The organism is Methylobacterium sp. WL69, assembly GCF_008039485.1.
In the GTDB taxonomy this organism is placed as follows: Bacteria; Pseudomonadota; Alphaproteobacteria; order Rhizobiales; family Beijerinckiaceae; genus Methylobacterium.
In genome coordinates this window covers 72,452-86,979 of sequence record NZ_VRUZ01000002.1, presented here as the reverse complement: position 1 = coordinate 86,979, position 14,528 = coordinate 72,452, and the positions used below count along the sequence as shown (strand labels likewise).

Genomic DNA, 14,528 nt, shown 5'->3' with positions numbered 1-14,528 from the left:
GGTCTACGGAACGCCGGCCTCGGCGGTCGTCAGGGGCGACGGCTTCGCCGTCATGGCGGGAGCCGGTGCCGCGACCATGACGGGCCGCACCCGGTCGCCGTCGCGCAGGAACGAGCCGGCCCGGGCCACCACCCGTTCGCCCGCGTCGAGCCCCTTGCGGATCTCGATATCGTCGTCGTCGGACAGGCCGGTGCGGACCTCCCGGGCCTCGACCCGGTCGCCGGTCACCACGAGGACGGTGCTGCGCCGGTCGGCGCCGTAGAGGACGGAGGCCTGGGGCACGGTGACGTCGCGGGTGCGGGCGAGCTCGACGCCGCCGCGGGCGAAGGTGCCGATGCGCAGGCGCGGGTCGGCGTCGAGGCGCACCCGGACCTTGCCGAGACGGCTCGCCTTGTCGACCTCCGGATAGATGGCGCGCACGCTGCCCTGGACCCGTTCGCCGTCGCCGAGCACGATCCAGGCGGGCTTGCCCTCGCGCAGCTGCGGCAGCTTCGTCTCGATGACCTCGCCCTCGAGCTCGATTTCCCCCCGCGCGATGAGCCGGAACAGCGGCTCGGACGCGGCGGACGCCGCCATGCCGACGCGGGCGGTGCGGCGGCTGACGATGCCGGCCTCCGGCGCGCGGATCTCCGTGCGGGCCAGGCGCAGTTCGAGTTCGTCGCGCACGGCCCGGGCCTGGGCGAGCTCGGCCTTCGCGATGATCAGGCCGTTGCGGGCAAACGCCAGCTTGCCCTCCGCCTGACGCAGGACGGAGGTGCGGTTCTCGAGGATCACCGCCGTGGCGTTGCCCGTCTGGAGCAATTGGCGGGCGCGCTCGTGGGAGAGGCGCGCCTCCGTCTCGGCGGCCTCGGCCTGCTCGATGCTGCTCTGCGCCTGCGGGACGACGGCCGCCGCCTTGTCGATGAGGGCCTTCTGCTGGGCGAGCTGGCGATCGACCAGGTCGCGCGACAGGCGTGCCAGGACCTGGCCGCGCTCGACCCGCATGCCCTCCTCGACGAGGACCTCGGTGATGCGGGTGCCGTCGATCTCGGGCGTCACCAGAATCTCGTCGCGGGGCACCAGGGTGCCGGTGACGGTCACCGTCTCGACGATCTCGCGGCGCTGCGCCTCGACCACGCTGACGGTGGGCGGGAGCGGCGCCTTGGCGGGCGTCGTCTCGGCCTGGGCTGAGCCGCCGCCGAGGCCCGACATCACCGCATGGGCCAGCATCACGGCACCGAACCGGAGGGCGTGCGTGCGGACCATGGTCATGGGGTCGACTCCAGGATCGTCTGGGAGGGACGGGGAAACTGTCCCGCGAGCCCCGCTTCGATCGTGCTGTTGAGCTGGGCCGCCGCCGCGACCGTATCGTAGCCGGGCACCAGGGCTCGACCGACGACGAGTCCCGTCATGAGGGGTTCGATGATGGCGTAGACCGCGGTCGGATCGCAGTCGGGATCGGTGGCGAGGGCCGCGATCGTCGCCAGGAACCACGCCCTGGTCTCGGCGTCGGCCCGCTCCGTCATGGCGGCGATGGCCGGGTTGCGGGTCGCCTCCGACCAGATGTCGAGCTGGAGCACCGCGGTCTCGCGGCTCAACGTTCCGAAATACTGGGTGAGGATGCCGAGGAACGCCGTGCGGCGGTCGCCGTCGCGCTCCAGATCGGCGACGCGAAGGGCAGCCTGTCCCCGCTCGCGTTCGGCGAGCCCCAGAACCAGGGCCTCCTTCGATTCGAAGTAGCGGTAGACGTTGCCCGGGCTCATGGCCGCCTCGCGGGCGAGGTCCTGCATGGTGGTGCGGTGGAAGCCGTTGCGCACGAAGCAGGCCTGCGCCGCGTCAAGGATGTGCTCGCGCCGGGCGGCTTGACTGCCCCGGGCGTCGATGACGGCGCCGGCGGCCGCGCTCACGAGGCGGCTCCCGGGGACTGAACCACCGCGCAGGCCCGCGGCTGCAGGTCGAGGTCGGCACAGACCCGGGCCTGCCAGCTGTCCGGGCCGGCCCCGGTCCAGCCGATGAGGGCGAGCCATCCGAAGGCGAGGGTGCCGGCGAGCACGAGGTTCCCCGGCGTGCAGACCGCGCGGATGGCCGCCATGACGTGGTGGGCCGACCTGGATTGCACGGACCCGGATCGCGATGGTCCGGGACCCGTCACGTCGAATTCCGGCCAGCGGCCTCGGTGGGGAAGGGCCATCACGCACTCCTGACTATGCCTCTGTGTAATGAACATTCATTCTCATGTCAATGAACATTCATTCTCATGGCGGGCCGAACGATGTGGGCGGCGACGAAGGGGCATATCGGGGAGCCCCCGCCGCCGATTCGCCGCCGTCGAAGCGGACCCGCACTTGGCCGGGCGATTCGCGCCTGGAAACGGGGGGCTGACCGTCCCATGCGGTGCGGCGTCATCGGGTGTGGTATCGGTCCGTCGGCGTGAGCCGCGATCCCGAGCGACAGGGGCCGCCGGTCGTTGCCGCGGCCTCGCCGGACCGGGGCTTCGCCAAGCCGTAACTTCGGAGAACGCAGTCCCGAATGACGCAAACGCCCGACGAACGCGCCCTCCGCATCGATCCCGGCCTCGATGGTACGATCCGGGTCGCGCCGCGACGTTCGGCCGGTTCGGCAAGCCCCTGGGCGCGCGCTTCGACGACGCACGGCGTTCCGGGCGCGGAACCCGCACCCCCGGTCGCCGCCCGGCATCGGACTGCCCGTCGGAGTGCCCTCGCGGGCATCGCCGTCATCCTCGGATGCCTCGCGCCCGTCGCGGCCTCGGCCCGGCCGTTCACGGATGCGGCCGGCCGGACGGTGGAAATCCCCGACCGGGTGGCGCGCGTCCTCGCCGCCGGGCCGCCGGCCTCGGTGCTGCTCTACAGCCTCGCGCCCGGCCGGATGGTGGGTTGGGTCCGGGCCCCGTCCCCGGAGGAGCGCCCGTACCTCGCGCCCGAGACGCGGGACCTGCCGGCCACCGGGCGCCTCACCGGGCGCGGCGGCACCGCCAATGTCGAGGCGGTGCTGGCCCTCAAGCCCGATCTCATCGTCGATGTCGGCAGTACCGGACCGACCTACGCCTCGCTGGCCGACCGGGTCCAGGCACAGACCGGCATTCCCTACGTCATCCTCGACGGCACCTTCGCCAAGACCGGAGAGGCCTACCGACAACTCGGCGACCTCATCGGTGAACGATCCGCGGCCGAGGCCCTGGCCGCCTATGCGGATGCCACCCTGAAGGACGTGACGGAGACGCTCGCGGCGGTGCCGGAGGCCCGGCGGCCCCGCGTCTACTCCGCCCGCGGTCCGAGGGGACTCGAGACGGCGCTCGCCGGCTCCCTCAACGCCGAACTGCTCGACGTCGTCGGCGCCCGCAACGTCGCCGTGGCGGCGGGGCAGGGCGGCCTCGCCACCGTCTCGCCGGAGCAGGTCCTGGCCTGGAACCCCGACGTGATCGTGACTCAGGACCCGGTCTTCCGCAGGGCCATCGTCACCGATCCGCTCTGGGCCGGCGTCAAGGCCGTGCGCGACGGCCGCGTGATTCAGGCGCCAACCCTGCCGTTCGGCTGGTTCGACGCGCCGCCCGGCGCCAACCGCCTCATCGGCGTGCGCTGGCTGGCGGGCGCGCTCTATCCCGACCTGTTCCCGCAGCCGCTGGCCGAGGTCACCCGCGACTTCTACCGGCGCTTCTACCATGTCGAGCTCGATGCGGCGCAGGCCGCCGCCCTCCTCGACGGTGCCGTGAGCCCGCAGGGCCCGACCCCGCACGGACCGACGCCGTGACGACGGATGCCGTGGCGGAGGTCCCGACCCGGCCGGCGGGGCGGCGAGTCCTCGCCGTTGCCGGATGGGTCCTGCCCGTCCTGGCCCTGTGCGCCCTCGCCGTCGCGGCCCTCGGCATCGGCCGCTACGCGGTGCCGGTGGGCGATGTCTTCGACGTCCTCGCCGCCACGCTGTTCGGATGGCCGTCGGGCGCCGACGCCACGGTCCAGACGGTTGTCCTGCGGGTGCGCCTGCCGCGGGTCATCGCCGCCCTCGTGGTCGGGTCGGCCCTCGCGGCGGCCGGGGCGACCTACCAGGGGCTGTTTCGCAATCCCCTGGTCTCGCCCGACATCCTCGGGGTCTCGGCCGGCGCCAGCCTCGGGGCAGTGCTCGGCATCTTCCTCGCCCTGCCCGTGGTGGCGATCCAGGGCCTCGCCTTCGCGGGCGGCCTCGCCGCCGTGGCGGCCGTCTACGCCGTGGGCGCCACGGTGCGGCGGCACGATCCGGTGCTGACCCTGGTGCTGGCCGGCGTCGCCATCGGGGCGGTGCTGGGGGCGGCGATCTCCCTCATCAAGGTCCTGGCCGATCCGTTCAACCAGCTGCCGGCCATCACCTACTGGCTGCTCGGCAGCCTCGCCTCGGTGACCCTCGGCGATGTCGGCGCCATCCTGCCGGCCATGGTTCTCGGCCTCGTGCCCCTCGTGCTCCTGCGCTGGCGGGTGAACCTCATGAGTCTGGGTGAGGAAGAGGCCCGGGCGCTCGGCGTCGAGACCCGGGCCCTGCGCCCCCTCCTCGTCATGGCCGCCACCCTGGTGACGGCGGCGGCGGTGTCGGTGACGGGCGTCATCGGCTGGATCGGCCTGCTCGTGCCCCACGTCGCCCGGCTCCTCGTCGGCCCGGACTTCCGGCGCCTGCTGCCGGCCTCCCTCCTGCTCGGGGCCGGCTACCTGCTCGCCGTCGACATCGTCGCCCGCACCCTGGCCCCCGTGGAGGTGCCGCTCGGCATCCTCACGGCCCTCATCGGCGCGCCGTTCTTCCTGTGGCTGCTCGCCAGCGGCCGGCGCGGCTGGGCCTGATGCTGGAGGTCGACAACCTCGCGTTCGGCTATGGAACCCGAAGGATCGGGTCCGACGTGAGCTTCGGCCTCGCGGCCGGGGAGGTCCTGTGCCTGCTCGGCCCCAACGGCGGCGGCAAGACCACCCTGTTCAAGACCCTGCTGGGGCTGCTGCCGAAGCAATCGGGGCGAATTCTCCTCGACGGCGCCGATGTGGCGGGCTGGTCGCGCGCACGCCTCGCCCGCAGCCTCGCCTACGTGCCGCAGGCGCAGGCCGCCTTGTTTCCGTTCCCGGTCCGCGACGTCGTCCTGATGGGGCGCGCCAGCCGCCTCGGCGCCTTCGCCAGCCCCGGCCGGGGCGACCGCGCCCACGCCGAACGGGCGCTCGCGACCCTCGGCATCACGCATCTGGCCGACCGCATCTACACGGAGATCAGCGGCGGCGAGCGCCAGATGGTGCTCATTGCCCGGGCACTCGCCGGCGAGCCGCGCCTCCTCGTCATGGACGAGCCCACCGCCAGCCTGGATTTCGGCAACCAGACCCGGGTCCTCGATCAGGTCCGGCGGCTGGCGCGCGGCGGGATCGCCGTGATCCTCTCGACCCACGACCCCGACCACGCCTTCCTGTGCGCCGACCGCGTCGCCCTGCTGCACGAGGGCCGCCTCGCGGCCCTCGGCACCCCGGCCGAGACGATCACACCCGCGAGCCTGCAGCGCCTCTACGGCGTCGCCGTCGCAGTGGTGCCGCTCCCCGGATACGGACGCTCCGTCTGCGCACCGATCCTGTCCTGATCCGCAAGAGGCCCTTTCCGATGGTGCGCCTGAACGAGATCCGCCTGAACGAGATCGCCGTGGCCCCGCCCGCCGCCACCGATGCCGGCCTCGTCTATGTCGGGCGCATCGCGACGCACTGGAGCGACCGCCTCGCCTGCCCGCGCCAGGGCCGGGCCGACGGGCCCCTGTGCCGGATCACGGTGTTCGAGCCCTGGGTCGCCGCCCTCGACGGGCTCGCCGCCTACGCGCGGATCGAGGTGCTGTACTGGCTCGACGCCTCGCGGCGCGACCTCGTCCACCAGTGCCCGGCGAGCGACGGGGTCGCGCGCGGCACCTTCTCGCTCCGCTCGCCCGTGCGTCCCAACCCCATCGGGACGTCCATCGCGCGCCTCGTGTCCATCGAGGGACCGGTCGTCACCGTGCGCGGCCTCGACTGCCTCGACGGGACGCCGCTCCTCGACCTCAAGCCGGATCGCACCCTGTTCACCCCCGTCGCCCCGCCGCAGCCGGGCGATTTCGAATGACGGAAGCGATCCGGAACCCGCTCAGTCGACGGCGATCATGACGTCCGAGGCCTTGACCACGGCGTAGGCCTGGCCGCCCACCGTCAGGCCGAGGGCATCCACGGCCTCGTTGGTGATCGAGGACGTGATGACCGTGCCGTCGGCGACCTCGATCTTGACGTGGGCCGTGGTGGCGCCCTTCTCGACGGAGACGACCTTGCCCTTGAGGGTGTTGCGCGCGCTGATCTTCATCGGTGCTCTTTCGTTACTGTGAGGGACCGGCGCCGAGGACCTGGAAGCCTTGCGCCTCGAAGAAGGGCCGGGCCGCCGCACTCTTCAGGAAGGCGAGGAAGCGGGCGGCACCATCCCCCTTGGCCTCGGCGGTGACGGCGAACGGATACACCACCGGCGGGTGCGAGTCCGCCGGAAACACGCCCACCACCTTCACGCCCGGGTCGGATTTCGCATCGCTCTCGTAGACGACGCCGAGCGGCGCCTCGCCGCGCGAGACGAGGAGGAGGGCCGCGCGCACGTTGTCGGCCTGGGCGAGGCGCGGCTGCAGGCCGCCCCACAGGCCGAGCTTCTCGAAGGCCGCCTTGGCGTACTTGCCGATGGGCACGGAGGTGACCTCGCCCGTGGCGAGGCGGCCATCGGGGCCGAGGGCGGCGGAGAACCCTTCCTGCGTGAACGGCACGTCCGCCGTCCTGGCGTCCTTCGGCGCGATGACCACGATGCGGTTGCCCAGCAGGTTCGCCCGGGTCTCTGGGCGCACGAGGTTCTTCTTCGCGAGATAATCCATCCATTCGAGGTCGGCCGAGGCGAAGAGGTCCGCCGGCGCCCCCGACTCGATCTGCCGCGCCAGGGCCGACGAGGCGGCGTAACTCGCCTTCAGCGCGACGCCGCTCTCGGCGGTGAACGCCTTGCCGGCGTCGTCGAGGGCGTTCTTCAGGCTCGCAGCCGCGAACACCGTCGCGGTCTCCGCGGCCCGGGCGGCGGGGGCCACGGCGATGAGGCCGGCAAGCAGGACAGCACGGAGGGATGTAAGCATGCGGAATCGATCCTTCGACAAAGCACCGGCGGGGCCGCGGCGATGGGGTATATACAGCCAAATATAGCCGAGGTCAGGGGCCCACGGCCCGGGGAACCGACCGGTCCATCGCCGATTGACGCCTCATTGGGCTCGACGGGCCTCGCCCCGGCGGGGCCTCCGCAACGGCAGGACACGGGATCCTATGAAGCTGCAAGGCAAGCGCGCCCTCATCACCGGCGCCGATTCCGGCATTGGCCAAGCCACGGCCGAACTGTTCGCCCGCGAGGGCGCGGATGTCGCCATCACTTACAACACCGACGCCGAGGGCGCTCGCGAGACGGCACGGCGCGTGGAGGCCCTGGGCCGGCGCTGCCTCGTCATCCAGGACGATGTCGGCGATCCGGCCTCCGTCGCCGCGACCTTCGACCGGGTGGCGAGCGAACTCGGAATCCTCGACATCCTCGTCAACAATGCCGGTCAGGCCATGTGCGGCATGCCCGTGGCCGACATGGAGCCGGCGAAGCTCGAGCATATCCTGCGGGTCAACCTCATGGGGCCGGTGTTCTGCGCCAAGGCCTTCATCGCCGTGCGCCGGGCCAACGGCGGACGCGGCAAGATCGTGACCGTCTCCTCCGTGGCCCAGCACCTGCCGACGCCGGAGAGCGCGCCCTACGGCATGTCGAAGGCCGGCATCGGCTCCCTGTGCCGCAGCCTGTCGCGGGAGCTCGCCGAGGACGGGATCAACGTCAACAACGTCGCGCCGGGCCTCATCGAGACGCCGATGACGAGCGACCGGTTCGAGAACCCGGAAAAGCTCGAAGCCTCCCTGGAGCGGATCCCGTGGCACCGCGCCGGCCAGCCCGACGAGATCGCCAAGGCGATTCTCTACCTCTCCAGCGACGATTCCGACTACGTGACCGGCCATACCCTCGTGGTCGACGGCGGCCTGACCATGCAGTGGGGCGGCGCCTGAGCGCCGGCGGGCCGGAAACACGACCCATGTCGGCCACCGATCCCGCGCGGACGCTTCCGATCCGCCCCATCGACGCGGCGGCGTTCGCGCCGTTCGGCACCCTGCTGGAAACGCCGGACGTCGCCCCGCGTCAGGACCGCGCCGCGTTCATCGAGAACGGGCGTCCGGATGTGGCCGTCAACCTCGCCCTGATCCGGAGCGAGCCCTGGTCCGGCCCCGTACCCGTGGCCCGCCTCGAGCGGCACCCGCATTCGAGCCAGGCCTTCCTGCCCCTCGCCGTCGCCGCCTACGTGGTGGTGGTGGCGCCCGACCGGGACGGGCGTCCCGACGAGGCGGCCCTGCGGGCCTTTCGCGTGCCCGGCCATATCGGCCTGAACTACCGGGCCGGGGCCTGGCACGCCCACATGATGACCCTCGACGCCCCCGGCATCTTCGCCATGCTGGTCCACGAGGACGGGAGCGCGGACGATTGCCACGTGGTCGCGATCGCGCCCGTCGCCCTGACCCTCGACGGATGAGCGGTCGCGCTCCCGCTCTCCACTGTCAGACCAAGAGACCTCTCCATGACCAAGCCCCGCCTCTATACCTCGCCTTCGGCCTTCCCGAACCCGCAGCGGCTACGCCTCTTCCTGCATGAGAAGGGCATCGCCGACCGGTTCGAGGAGGTGATCTACGATATGGCGCCGAAGGGCGAGCAGCGCGGCTGGCGCCACCTCAAGCTGAACCCGTGGGGCGAGACCCCGACCCTGGATCTCGGTGACGGCCAAATCCTCTCGGAATCGGCCGCCATCGTGCGCTACCTCGATGCGACGCATGACGGCCGCAGGATTACCGGCACGACGCCCCTGGAGCAGGGCCAGGACGCCATGTGGGACGACCGGATCTGGGTGCAGATCCTCTATCGGATCACCACGATGTTCCACGTCCGCAACGAGGGCCTGGGCCCGAAGCTCGAACTGACGCACAATCCGCAATGGGGCGAACACTGCCGTAAGGAGGCCATCGCCCATGCGGGCCTCGTCGACCGTCACCTCGCCGACGGCCGCGACTGGCTGCTCGGTGGCGACCAGCCGACCTTCGCCGACATCACCCTGTGTACCGCCATCGCCTTCTCGAAGTTTCCAAGCGTGCAGACGCCCCTCGACGAGCGCTTCGAGCACCTCGACGGATTCTGGCGGCGCTGGAAGGTCCGCGACAGTTTTCGCACCGCCTATGCCGATGGCGGCGGCCTCGACGAACTGGCCGACCTGTCGGCCTGAGCGGATGCGGCGACGCCATCCGGCGCGCGTCGTGCCGGCTCCGAGACCGCGTCCCGCTCCCGTCCCCGGAGACCCCATGGTGCTGCTCTACGAGCATCCGCTCTCGTCCTACGCCCAGAAGATCAAGATCGCCCTTCGCGAAAAGGGCGTGGCGTTCACGGCCGAACTGCCCGAGAGCTTCGGTACCGGTCGCGCCGACGGCCCGTTCGCAGAGGCCAATCCGCGCACGGAAGTGCCGGTGCTCATCGACGGCACCGTGTCGATCTTCGAATCCACCATCATCCTCGAATACATCGAGGAGCGCTGGCCCGATCCGCCGCTCCTGCCCCGGACCCCGGCGGCCCGCGCCTTCGCGCGGATCACCGAAGATGTCTGCGACACCCAGTACGAGGCCGTGAACTGGGGGTTTGGCGAGGTGCTGTGGTTCCGCCGCGCCACCGGGGCGCTGGCCGATCACCTGCGGGCCCAGGCGGCGGCGCAGACGCGTGTCCTGCAGGATTGGCTCGCGGGACGCCTCGGCGACGCCGACTGGTTCGGCGGAGAGGGCTTCGGCTGGGCCGACGCGGCGGCGGCGCCCCTGGTCAACCGCTCGGTGCATTACGGCCTCGGGCCGGAGCCCGGCAGCCCGCTCCGGCGCTGGCACGCGCGGGTCGGCGAACGCCCCGCCGTGGCCCGGACCTTCGCCGAGTTCGAGGCGGCCGCCGCCCGGATGGCGCAGGCCGCGGACCTCTACACCACGGGAACGCGGCGGCGCGAGTACCGCGACCATCGCCTCGAATGGATGGTGAAGTCGGGTGGGCTGTGCGTCGTCGAAGCGGGTCTGCGCGACGGCAACATCCGCTTCCCCTGGCCGGACACCCCGTAGGCGGGCTCCCGTGCGTTGCCGCACGGTCAACCGCGTCATCGTGTGAACCGACCTTCGCGGCACCCGTTGAAACACGATGATCCTCAACCGAAGGAAGTGCGCCGTGACCTCGAGAATTCCGCTGATCGCCGCCCTCGTGTTCACCATTGGGTCAGCCGGTTCCGTTCTGGCCCAATCCCCCGCCGAGACCGGGACCGGTGGGGACGTCAGCACCACGACGCGGGCACCCAACACCACCTCCGTCGGCCAGACCAAGCCGCCCGGCGCCGCCGCGGGCGGCGACGTCGATCGCAACCTCGATCAACGCACGAAGCAGCAGAAGAAGGACAGCGAGATCACCAAGGGCATCTGCATCGGCTGCAACTGACGGGGCGATACGCTCGCCCATGGCCGGTTCTCGCTCCGCGCACGACGGCGGAGCGGGGGGCTCCTGTGAACCGAGGGCTCGGCGAACGCAGGTGGTTTCGCGCATGTTCCGACCGTGCCTCGTCGGCATGCGGTGCCGCGGCTTTCGACGAGGATGGCTTCGTCCGTCTTGAGAAAGTCCTGTCGACCAGTCGGAGGCCTGCGGGCAAGTTCGGAGGTCGGCGTACGTGCGGGACGAATTCCTGCTTACGCTCAGTGTTAATAAATAATAATATTCCGCTCGTATTCGCGTGGAAAAGTGTCTAATGGTCGTCTGTCAATCGGCTCGGATCATTCGCTCGATACAAAAGCGCCTGATTTCCTCTGAAACAGGTGCCGCCATGACACTTTCTCTCGATCAATCTAAGTTGCAGAATACGTTACTGGCCAGTCTCCGGCCCGACCTGTTCGCCGTGCTCGCGCCGTACCTCGCGCCCGCGTCGCTTGATCGCCACCACGTCATTGAGAGCCAGCACGAGGCCATTTCCCAGGTCTGCTTCCCGGGACCGGGCGTCGTCTCCGTGGTCGCTCGCACGGCGAACGGCATCCGCATGGAAACGGGCCTGATCGGCCCGGAGGGGATGACGGGCGTGGCGCTGCTATACGGCGTCGACCGCACGCCGCACGAAACCTTCGTTCAGATTCCCTGCCGGGTCATGCAGCTCTCGGCGTCCGACCTCCGCCAGGCCCTGATCGACAGCCTAACCCCTGCATCGCCATCTGCTGCGCTACGCCTATGCCTTCTCGATCCAGGTGGCGCAGACGGCGCTCTGCAACGGCCGCTTCACCATCGAACAGCGCCTGGCCCGCTGGCTCCTCATGAGCCACGATCGCGTCGACCGCGAGGACATCATGCTCACGCACGAATTCCTGTCCCTCATGCTCGGCGTGCGCCGCGCCGGCGTAACGACGGCCCTGCGCAACCTCGTCACCCTCGGATCCATCGGCATCCATCGCGGCACCATCGTCATCCGGGACCGCGCCGAGCTCCTGGCCTCGGCGGGCGACGCCTACGGCGCGCCGGAAGCGAGCTACGCCGCCGTCATGGGAACCACGCCCCCCGGGCTCGCCGCCTGACCGTCGGCGCTTGCCGGCGCGTCACGCCGTCCCCTCGCGGCGGCGCCAGACCTGGGCACGGGCGAGGACGAAGCGGTTGACCAGGGCCAGCGCCAGGCGGGCGCAGAGCGCGGTCGCCATGATCACGCTCGCCATGGCGGCGGCGGACGCCGTGGCCCCGGCCTCGTCCATGTGGACGATGGCGATGGCGGCGAGCTTGGTGCCCGGCCCGTAGAGGAAGATCACCGCCGAGACCGTCGTCATGGCGTTGACGAACAGGTAGACGGCGAGTTCGAGCACCGTGGGCAGGCAGATCGGCAGGCTGACCCGGCGGAACGTCTGCCAGAACGGCACCTTGAGGGAGGCCGAGACCGCTTCGAATTCGGGATCGATCTGCTTCAGGGCCGTCGTCGCGGTCACGTGCGCCACGGTGTAGTAGTGCGCCACGGTGTTGATCACCAGGAGCGCCAGGGTCCCGTAGAGGACGTTCAGGGGGTTCCACGGCGCGTTGAAGAAGAACACGTAGCCGAGTCCCAGCACGAGGCCGGGTACGGCCAGCGGCAGCATCGCCAGCAGCTGCGCCAGGGCGCGGCCGGCGGAGAACACCTTGAGCTTCTCGATGAGGTAGGCGCCGCAGAACACCAGCCCGGTGCCGAGGACGGCCACCGCCCCGGCCATGAGCAGCGAGTTCCCGTAGGGCGTCCAGCCGTCGGAATCGGCCGCCGCGAAGTCGTAATGGTCGAGGGTGAGGCCGAGGTTGTACGGCCAGTAGCGGATGAACGAGGCCCAGACGGCGACGCCGTAGGTGGCGACGACGAGGCCGGCGACGAGCCCCGCATAGGCGAGCGACAGGCCGTCGCGGACGGGGTGGGGTTTGGGCTCGTAGGGCACGGAGCGGGCCGTGAGCAGGGCCGATTGCCGGCGCCGGATCAGCCGGTCCACGGCGAAGGCCAGCACCGCCGGGGCCAGCATCAGCAGCCCGACCACGGCGCCCATGGGGAAGTTCTGCTGGCCGACCACCTGGCGGTAGGCGTCGGTGGCGAGGACCGGATACTGGCCGCCGATGACCTTCGGGATGCCGAAATCCGTCACCACCAGGGTGAAGACCACGAAGGCCGCGCTGACGAGGCCGTAGCGGGCGCCCGGCAGGGTCACGGTGGCGAAGGTGCGCAGGCGCCCCGTGCCCATGGCGGCGGCGGCCTCGTAGAGCCGGGCGTCGGACAGGGCCAGGGCCGTCATCAGGATGATGAGGGCGTGCGGGAAGGCGTAGAGGCATTCGGCGATGACGATGCCGATGGGTCCGTAGACGCTCTGCCCCATGAGCAGCCCGCGCAGGAATCCCTGGTTGCCGAGGATGTAGGTGAGGGCGATGCCCGACAGGAGCGAGGGCGCGAACAGCGGCAGCAGGGCCAGGGCCAGCAGCACGCCCCGGAACCGCATCGCCGTGCGGGTCAGCGCGTAGGCGTAGGCGAAGGCGAGGGGCACCACGATGGCGACGGTGGTGCCGGCCACAGCGAGGCTGTTGACCAGGGCCTCGACCAGGGTCGGGGTGGCGAAGTAGGTGCGGAAGTTGGACAGCCCCGCGAAGCCCCCGCCCGGCGCCTCCAGGCTCTTCATCAGCAGGGTGCCGAGCGGCAGGGCGAGGATGAGGACGAGCACCAGGCACAGGCCGGCGATGAGCACGGTGGCGACGAGGCGCTCCGGCACGCGGGCGCGCCGCACCGGAACGGCCTCCGGCAGGGCGAGGGCGAGGGCCTCCGTCATCGCGGGACTCACGCGCGCGCTGCCACCGGGAAGGCCCGGAGGGCCGCCGGCGGCAGGGAGACGTAGAGGTACTGGCCTTCCGTCAGGGCGAGGTCGCCGTGGAGGTTGGCCGAGACGTCGGCCACGAGGGAGCCGCCGAGATCCAGGCTCGGTTCCAGGCGGGCCCGGGTGAAGGCCCCGAGGAATTCGAGGCTGCGCACGCGGACCTGGAACGCGTTGACGTCGGTTGGTCGGACGTTGCCGACCCGGATCTCCTCCGGCCGGAAACCGAGGCGCACCGGACTGCCGGGGACGAAGCCGCGCCCGTCCTCGCAGACGAGATCGACGGCGCCGACCCGGAGCTGCCGCGCCGCCCCGACGGTGGCGTCGAGGAAGGTCATGGCGCCGATGAAGTCGGCCACGAAGGCGGTGGCCGGGTTGCGGTAGATCTCGCCGGGCGTGCCGACCTGCTCGATGGCACCGCGATTCATCACCACGACCCGGTCGGCCATGGCCAGCGCCTCCTCCTGGTCGTGGGTGACCATGATGGTGGTGATGCCGAGCCGCTTCTGCAGGTGCCGGATCTCCTCGCGCAGCCGGGTCCGCACCTTCGCGTCCAGGGCCGAGAGCGGTTCGTCGAGGAGCAGCAGGGACGGCGAGGTCGCCAGCGCCCGCGCGAGCGCCACCCGCTGCTGCTGCCCGCCCGAGAGCTGGACCGGATACTTCTCGCCCTGATCGGGCAGGCCGACGAGGGCGAGGAGCTCGGCGACGCGGTCGGCGATACGGGCCCGGTCGAGGCGGCGGTTGACCAGGCCGTAGGCGACGTTGGCCGCCACCGTCAGGTTCGGGAACAGGGCGTAGGACTGGAACACGATGCCGAAGTCCCGCGCCGCCGGCGGGGCGTGGGAGACGTCCCTTCCGGCGATCCCGATCCGGCCTTCGTCCTGCCGGTCGAGGCCGGCGATGAGGCGCAGGAGGGTGGTCTTGCCGCAGCCCGAGGGGCCGAGGAAGCACACGAACTCCCCGCGCCCGATGACGAGGTCGATCCGGTCCAGGGCCGTGAAGGCACCGTAGCGCTTCGACAGGCCGGAAACCGTCAGGAACGGGGTCGCATCGCGCTGCGTCATGGCGGGGCCCTCG

17 protein-coding genes are annotated in these 14,528 nt (G+C 71.2%); 10 read left to right on the top strand and 7 right to left on the bottom strand.

Features of this window, described 5'->3' with window-relative positions:
* Positions 1 to 3: 3 nt before the first annotated feature.
* Genes FV218_RS01220 through FV218_RS01210 form a run of 3 tightly spaced genes read right to left on the bottom strand, consistent with a single transcriptional unit; the run spans position 4 to position 2,098 of the window.
* Complete coding sequence (locus FV218_RS01220) at positions 4 to 1,191, bottom strand: efflux RND transporter periplasmic adaptor subunit (RefSeq protein ID WP_246684940.1); 1,188 nt, start codon at positions 1,189 to 1,191, stop codon at positions 4 to 6.
* A 56-nt stretch (positions 1,192 to 1,247) separates the two neighbouring features.
* Positions 1,248 to 1,886 (bottom strand): TetR/AcrR family transcriptional regulator, encoded by a 639-nt coding sequence (locus FV218_RS01215; protein ID WP_056088732.1) that lies wholly within the window; start codon positions 1,884 to 1,886, stop codon positions 1,248 to 1,250.
* Entirely contained in the window at positions 1,883 to 2,098 is a 216-nt protein-coding gene (locus tag FV218_RS01210) for a hypothetical protein (protein WP_246684937.1), read from the bottom strand. The genes FV218_RS01215 and FV218_RS01210 overlap by 4 nt, the downstream gene beginning before the upstream one ends.
* Before the next feature lie 410 nt (positions 2,099 to 2,508).
* Between FV218_RS01210 and FV218_RS01205 the strand changes: the two genes are divergently transcribed.
* From FV218_RS01205 to FV218_RS01190, 4 genes are read left to right on the top strand one after another with little or no spacing between them, the layout of a single operon-like run.
* Positions 2,509 to 3,747, top strand: a complete 1,239-nt coding sequence (locus FV218_RS01205; protein WP_147708401.1) for an iron ABC transporter substrate-binding protein — start codon at positions 2,509 to 2,511, stop codon at positions 3,745 to 3,747.
* Positions 3,744 to 4,802 carry an iron ABC transporter permease gene (locus FV218_RS01200; RefSeq protein ID WP_187272928.1) on the top strand — a complete coding sequence of 353 codons (1,059 nt, stop codon included), beginning with the start codon at positions 3,744 to 3,746 and terminating at the stop codon, positions 4,800 to 4,802. The genes FV218_RS01205 and FV218_RS01200 overlap by 4 nt, the downstream gene beginning before the upstream one ends.
* Entirely contained in the window at positions 4,799 to 5,572 is a 774-nt protein-coding gene (locus FV218_RS01195; RefSeq protein ID WP_147708447.1) for an ABC transporter ATP-binding protein, read from the top strand. The genes FV218_RS01200 and FV218_RS01195 overlap by 4 nt, the downstream gene beginning before the upstream one ends.
* Positions 5,573 to 5,592: 20 nt before the next feature.
* Positions 5,593 to 6,078, top strand: coding sequence for an SAM-dependent methyltransferase (locus FV218_RS01190; protein ID WP_147708400.1), 486 nt, complete (start codon positions 5,593 to 5,595; stop codon positions 6,076 to 6,078).
* 21 nt (positions 6,079 to 6,099) lie between these two features.
* Here the strand turns inward: FV218_RS01190 and FV218_RS01185 are convergent, their stop codons facing one another.
* The gene (locus FV218_RS01185; RefSeq protein WP_147708399.1) at positions 6,100 to 6,309 is read right to left on the bottom strand and encodes a molybdopterin-binding protein; all 210 of its coding nucleotides are present in this window, start codon (positions 6,307 to 6,309) and stop codon (positions 6,100 to 6,102) included.
* 13 nt (positions 6,310 to 6,322) lie between these two features.
* A complete protein-coding gene (gene modA / locus FV218_RS01180; protein ID WP_147708398.1) occupies positions 6,323 to 7,105 on the bottom strand; it encodes a molybdate ABC transporter substrate-binding protein in 783 nt (260 codons plus the stop codon).
* Positions 7,106 to 7,289: 184 nt separating this feature from the next.
* Here modA and FV218_RS01175 point away from each other — a divergent pair, with 184 nt between their 5' ends.
* The 6 genes from FV218_RS01175 (at position 7,290) to FV218_RS23045 (ending at position 11,666) form a co-directional block, all read left to right on the top strand.
* On the top strand, positions 7,290 to 8,060 hold the full coding sequence (locus FV218_RS01175; RefSeq protein ID WP_147708397.1) for a glucose 1-dehydrogenase: 771 nt from the start codon (positions 7,290 to 7,292) through the stop codon (positions 8,058 to 8,060).
* Positions 8,061 to 8,086: 26 nt separating this feature from the next.
* The gene (locus FV218_RS01170; protein ID WP_147708396.1) at positions 8,087 to 8,578 is read left to right on the top strand and encodes an ureidoglycolate lyase; all 492 of its coding nucleotides are present in this window, start codon (positions 8,087 to 8,089) and stop codon (positions 8,576 to 8,578) included.
* A 45-nt stretch (positions 8,579 to 8,623) separates the two neighbouring features.
* The gene (locus FV218_RS01165) at positions 8,624 to 9,319 is read left to right on the top strand and encodes a glutathione S-transferase N-terminal domain-containing protein (protein ID WP_056088708.1); all 696 of its coding nucleotides are present in this window, start codon (positions 8,624 to 8,626) and stop codon (positions 9,317 to 9,319) included.
* A gap of 76 nt (positions 9,320 to 9,395) precedes the next feature.
* Positions 9,396 to 10,184, top strand: a complete 789-nt coding sequence (locus FV218_RS01160) for a glutathione S-transferase family protein (protein ID WP_147708395.1) — start codon at positions 9,396 to 9,398, stop codon at positions 10,182 to 10,184.
* A 103-nt stretch (positions 10,185 to 10,287) separates the two neighbouring features.
* Positions 10,288 to 10,551 carry a hypothetical protein gene (locus FV218_RS01155; RefSeq protein ID WP_056091255.1) on the top strand — a complete coding sequence of 88 codons (264 nt, stop codon included), beginning with the start codon at positions 10,288 to 10,290 and terminating at the stop codon, positions 10,549 to 10,551.
* Between the two features lie 791 nt (positions 10,552 to 11,342).
* Positions 11,343 to 11,666 (top strand): helix-turn-helix domain-containing protein, encoded by a 324-nt coding sequence (locus FV218_RS23045; RefSeq protein WP_246684936.1) that lies wholly within the window; start codon positions 11,343 to 11,345, stop codon positions 11,664 to 11,666.
* Between the two features lie 21 nt (positions 11,667 to 11,687).
* Here the strand turns inward: FV218_RS23045 and FV218_RS01145 are convergent, their stop codons facing one another.
* Positions 11,688 to 13,409, bottom strand: a complete 1,722-nt coding sequence (locus FV218_RS01145; protein WP_147708394.1) for a putative 2-aminoethylphosphonate ABC transporter permease subunit — start codon at positions 13,407 to 13,409, stop codon at positions 11,688 to 11,690.
* Positions 13,410 to 13,417: 8 nt separating this feature from the next.
* Positions 13,418 to 14,515: a putative 2-aminoethylphosphonate ABC transporter ATP-binding protein gene (locus FV218_RS01140; protein WP_147708393.1), complete on the bottom strand. Its 1,098-nt coding sequence runs from the start codon at positions 14,513 to 14,515 to the stop codon at positions 13,418 to 13,420.
* Positions 14,516 to 14,528 lie beyond the last annotated feature (13 nt).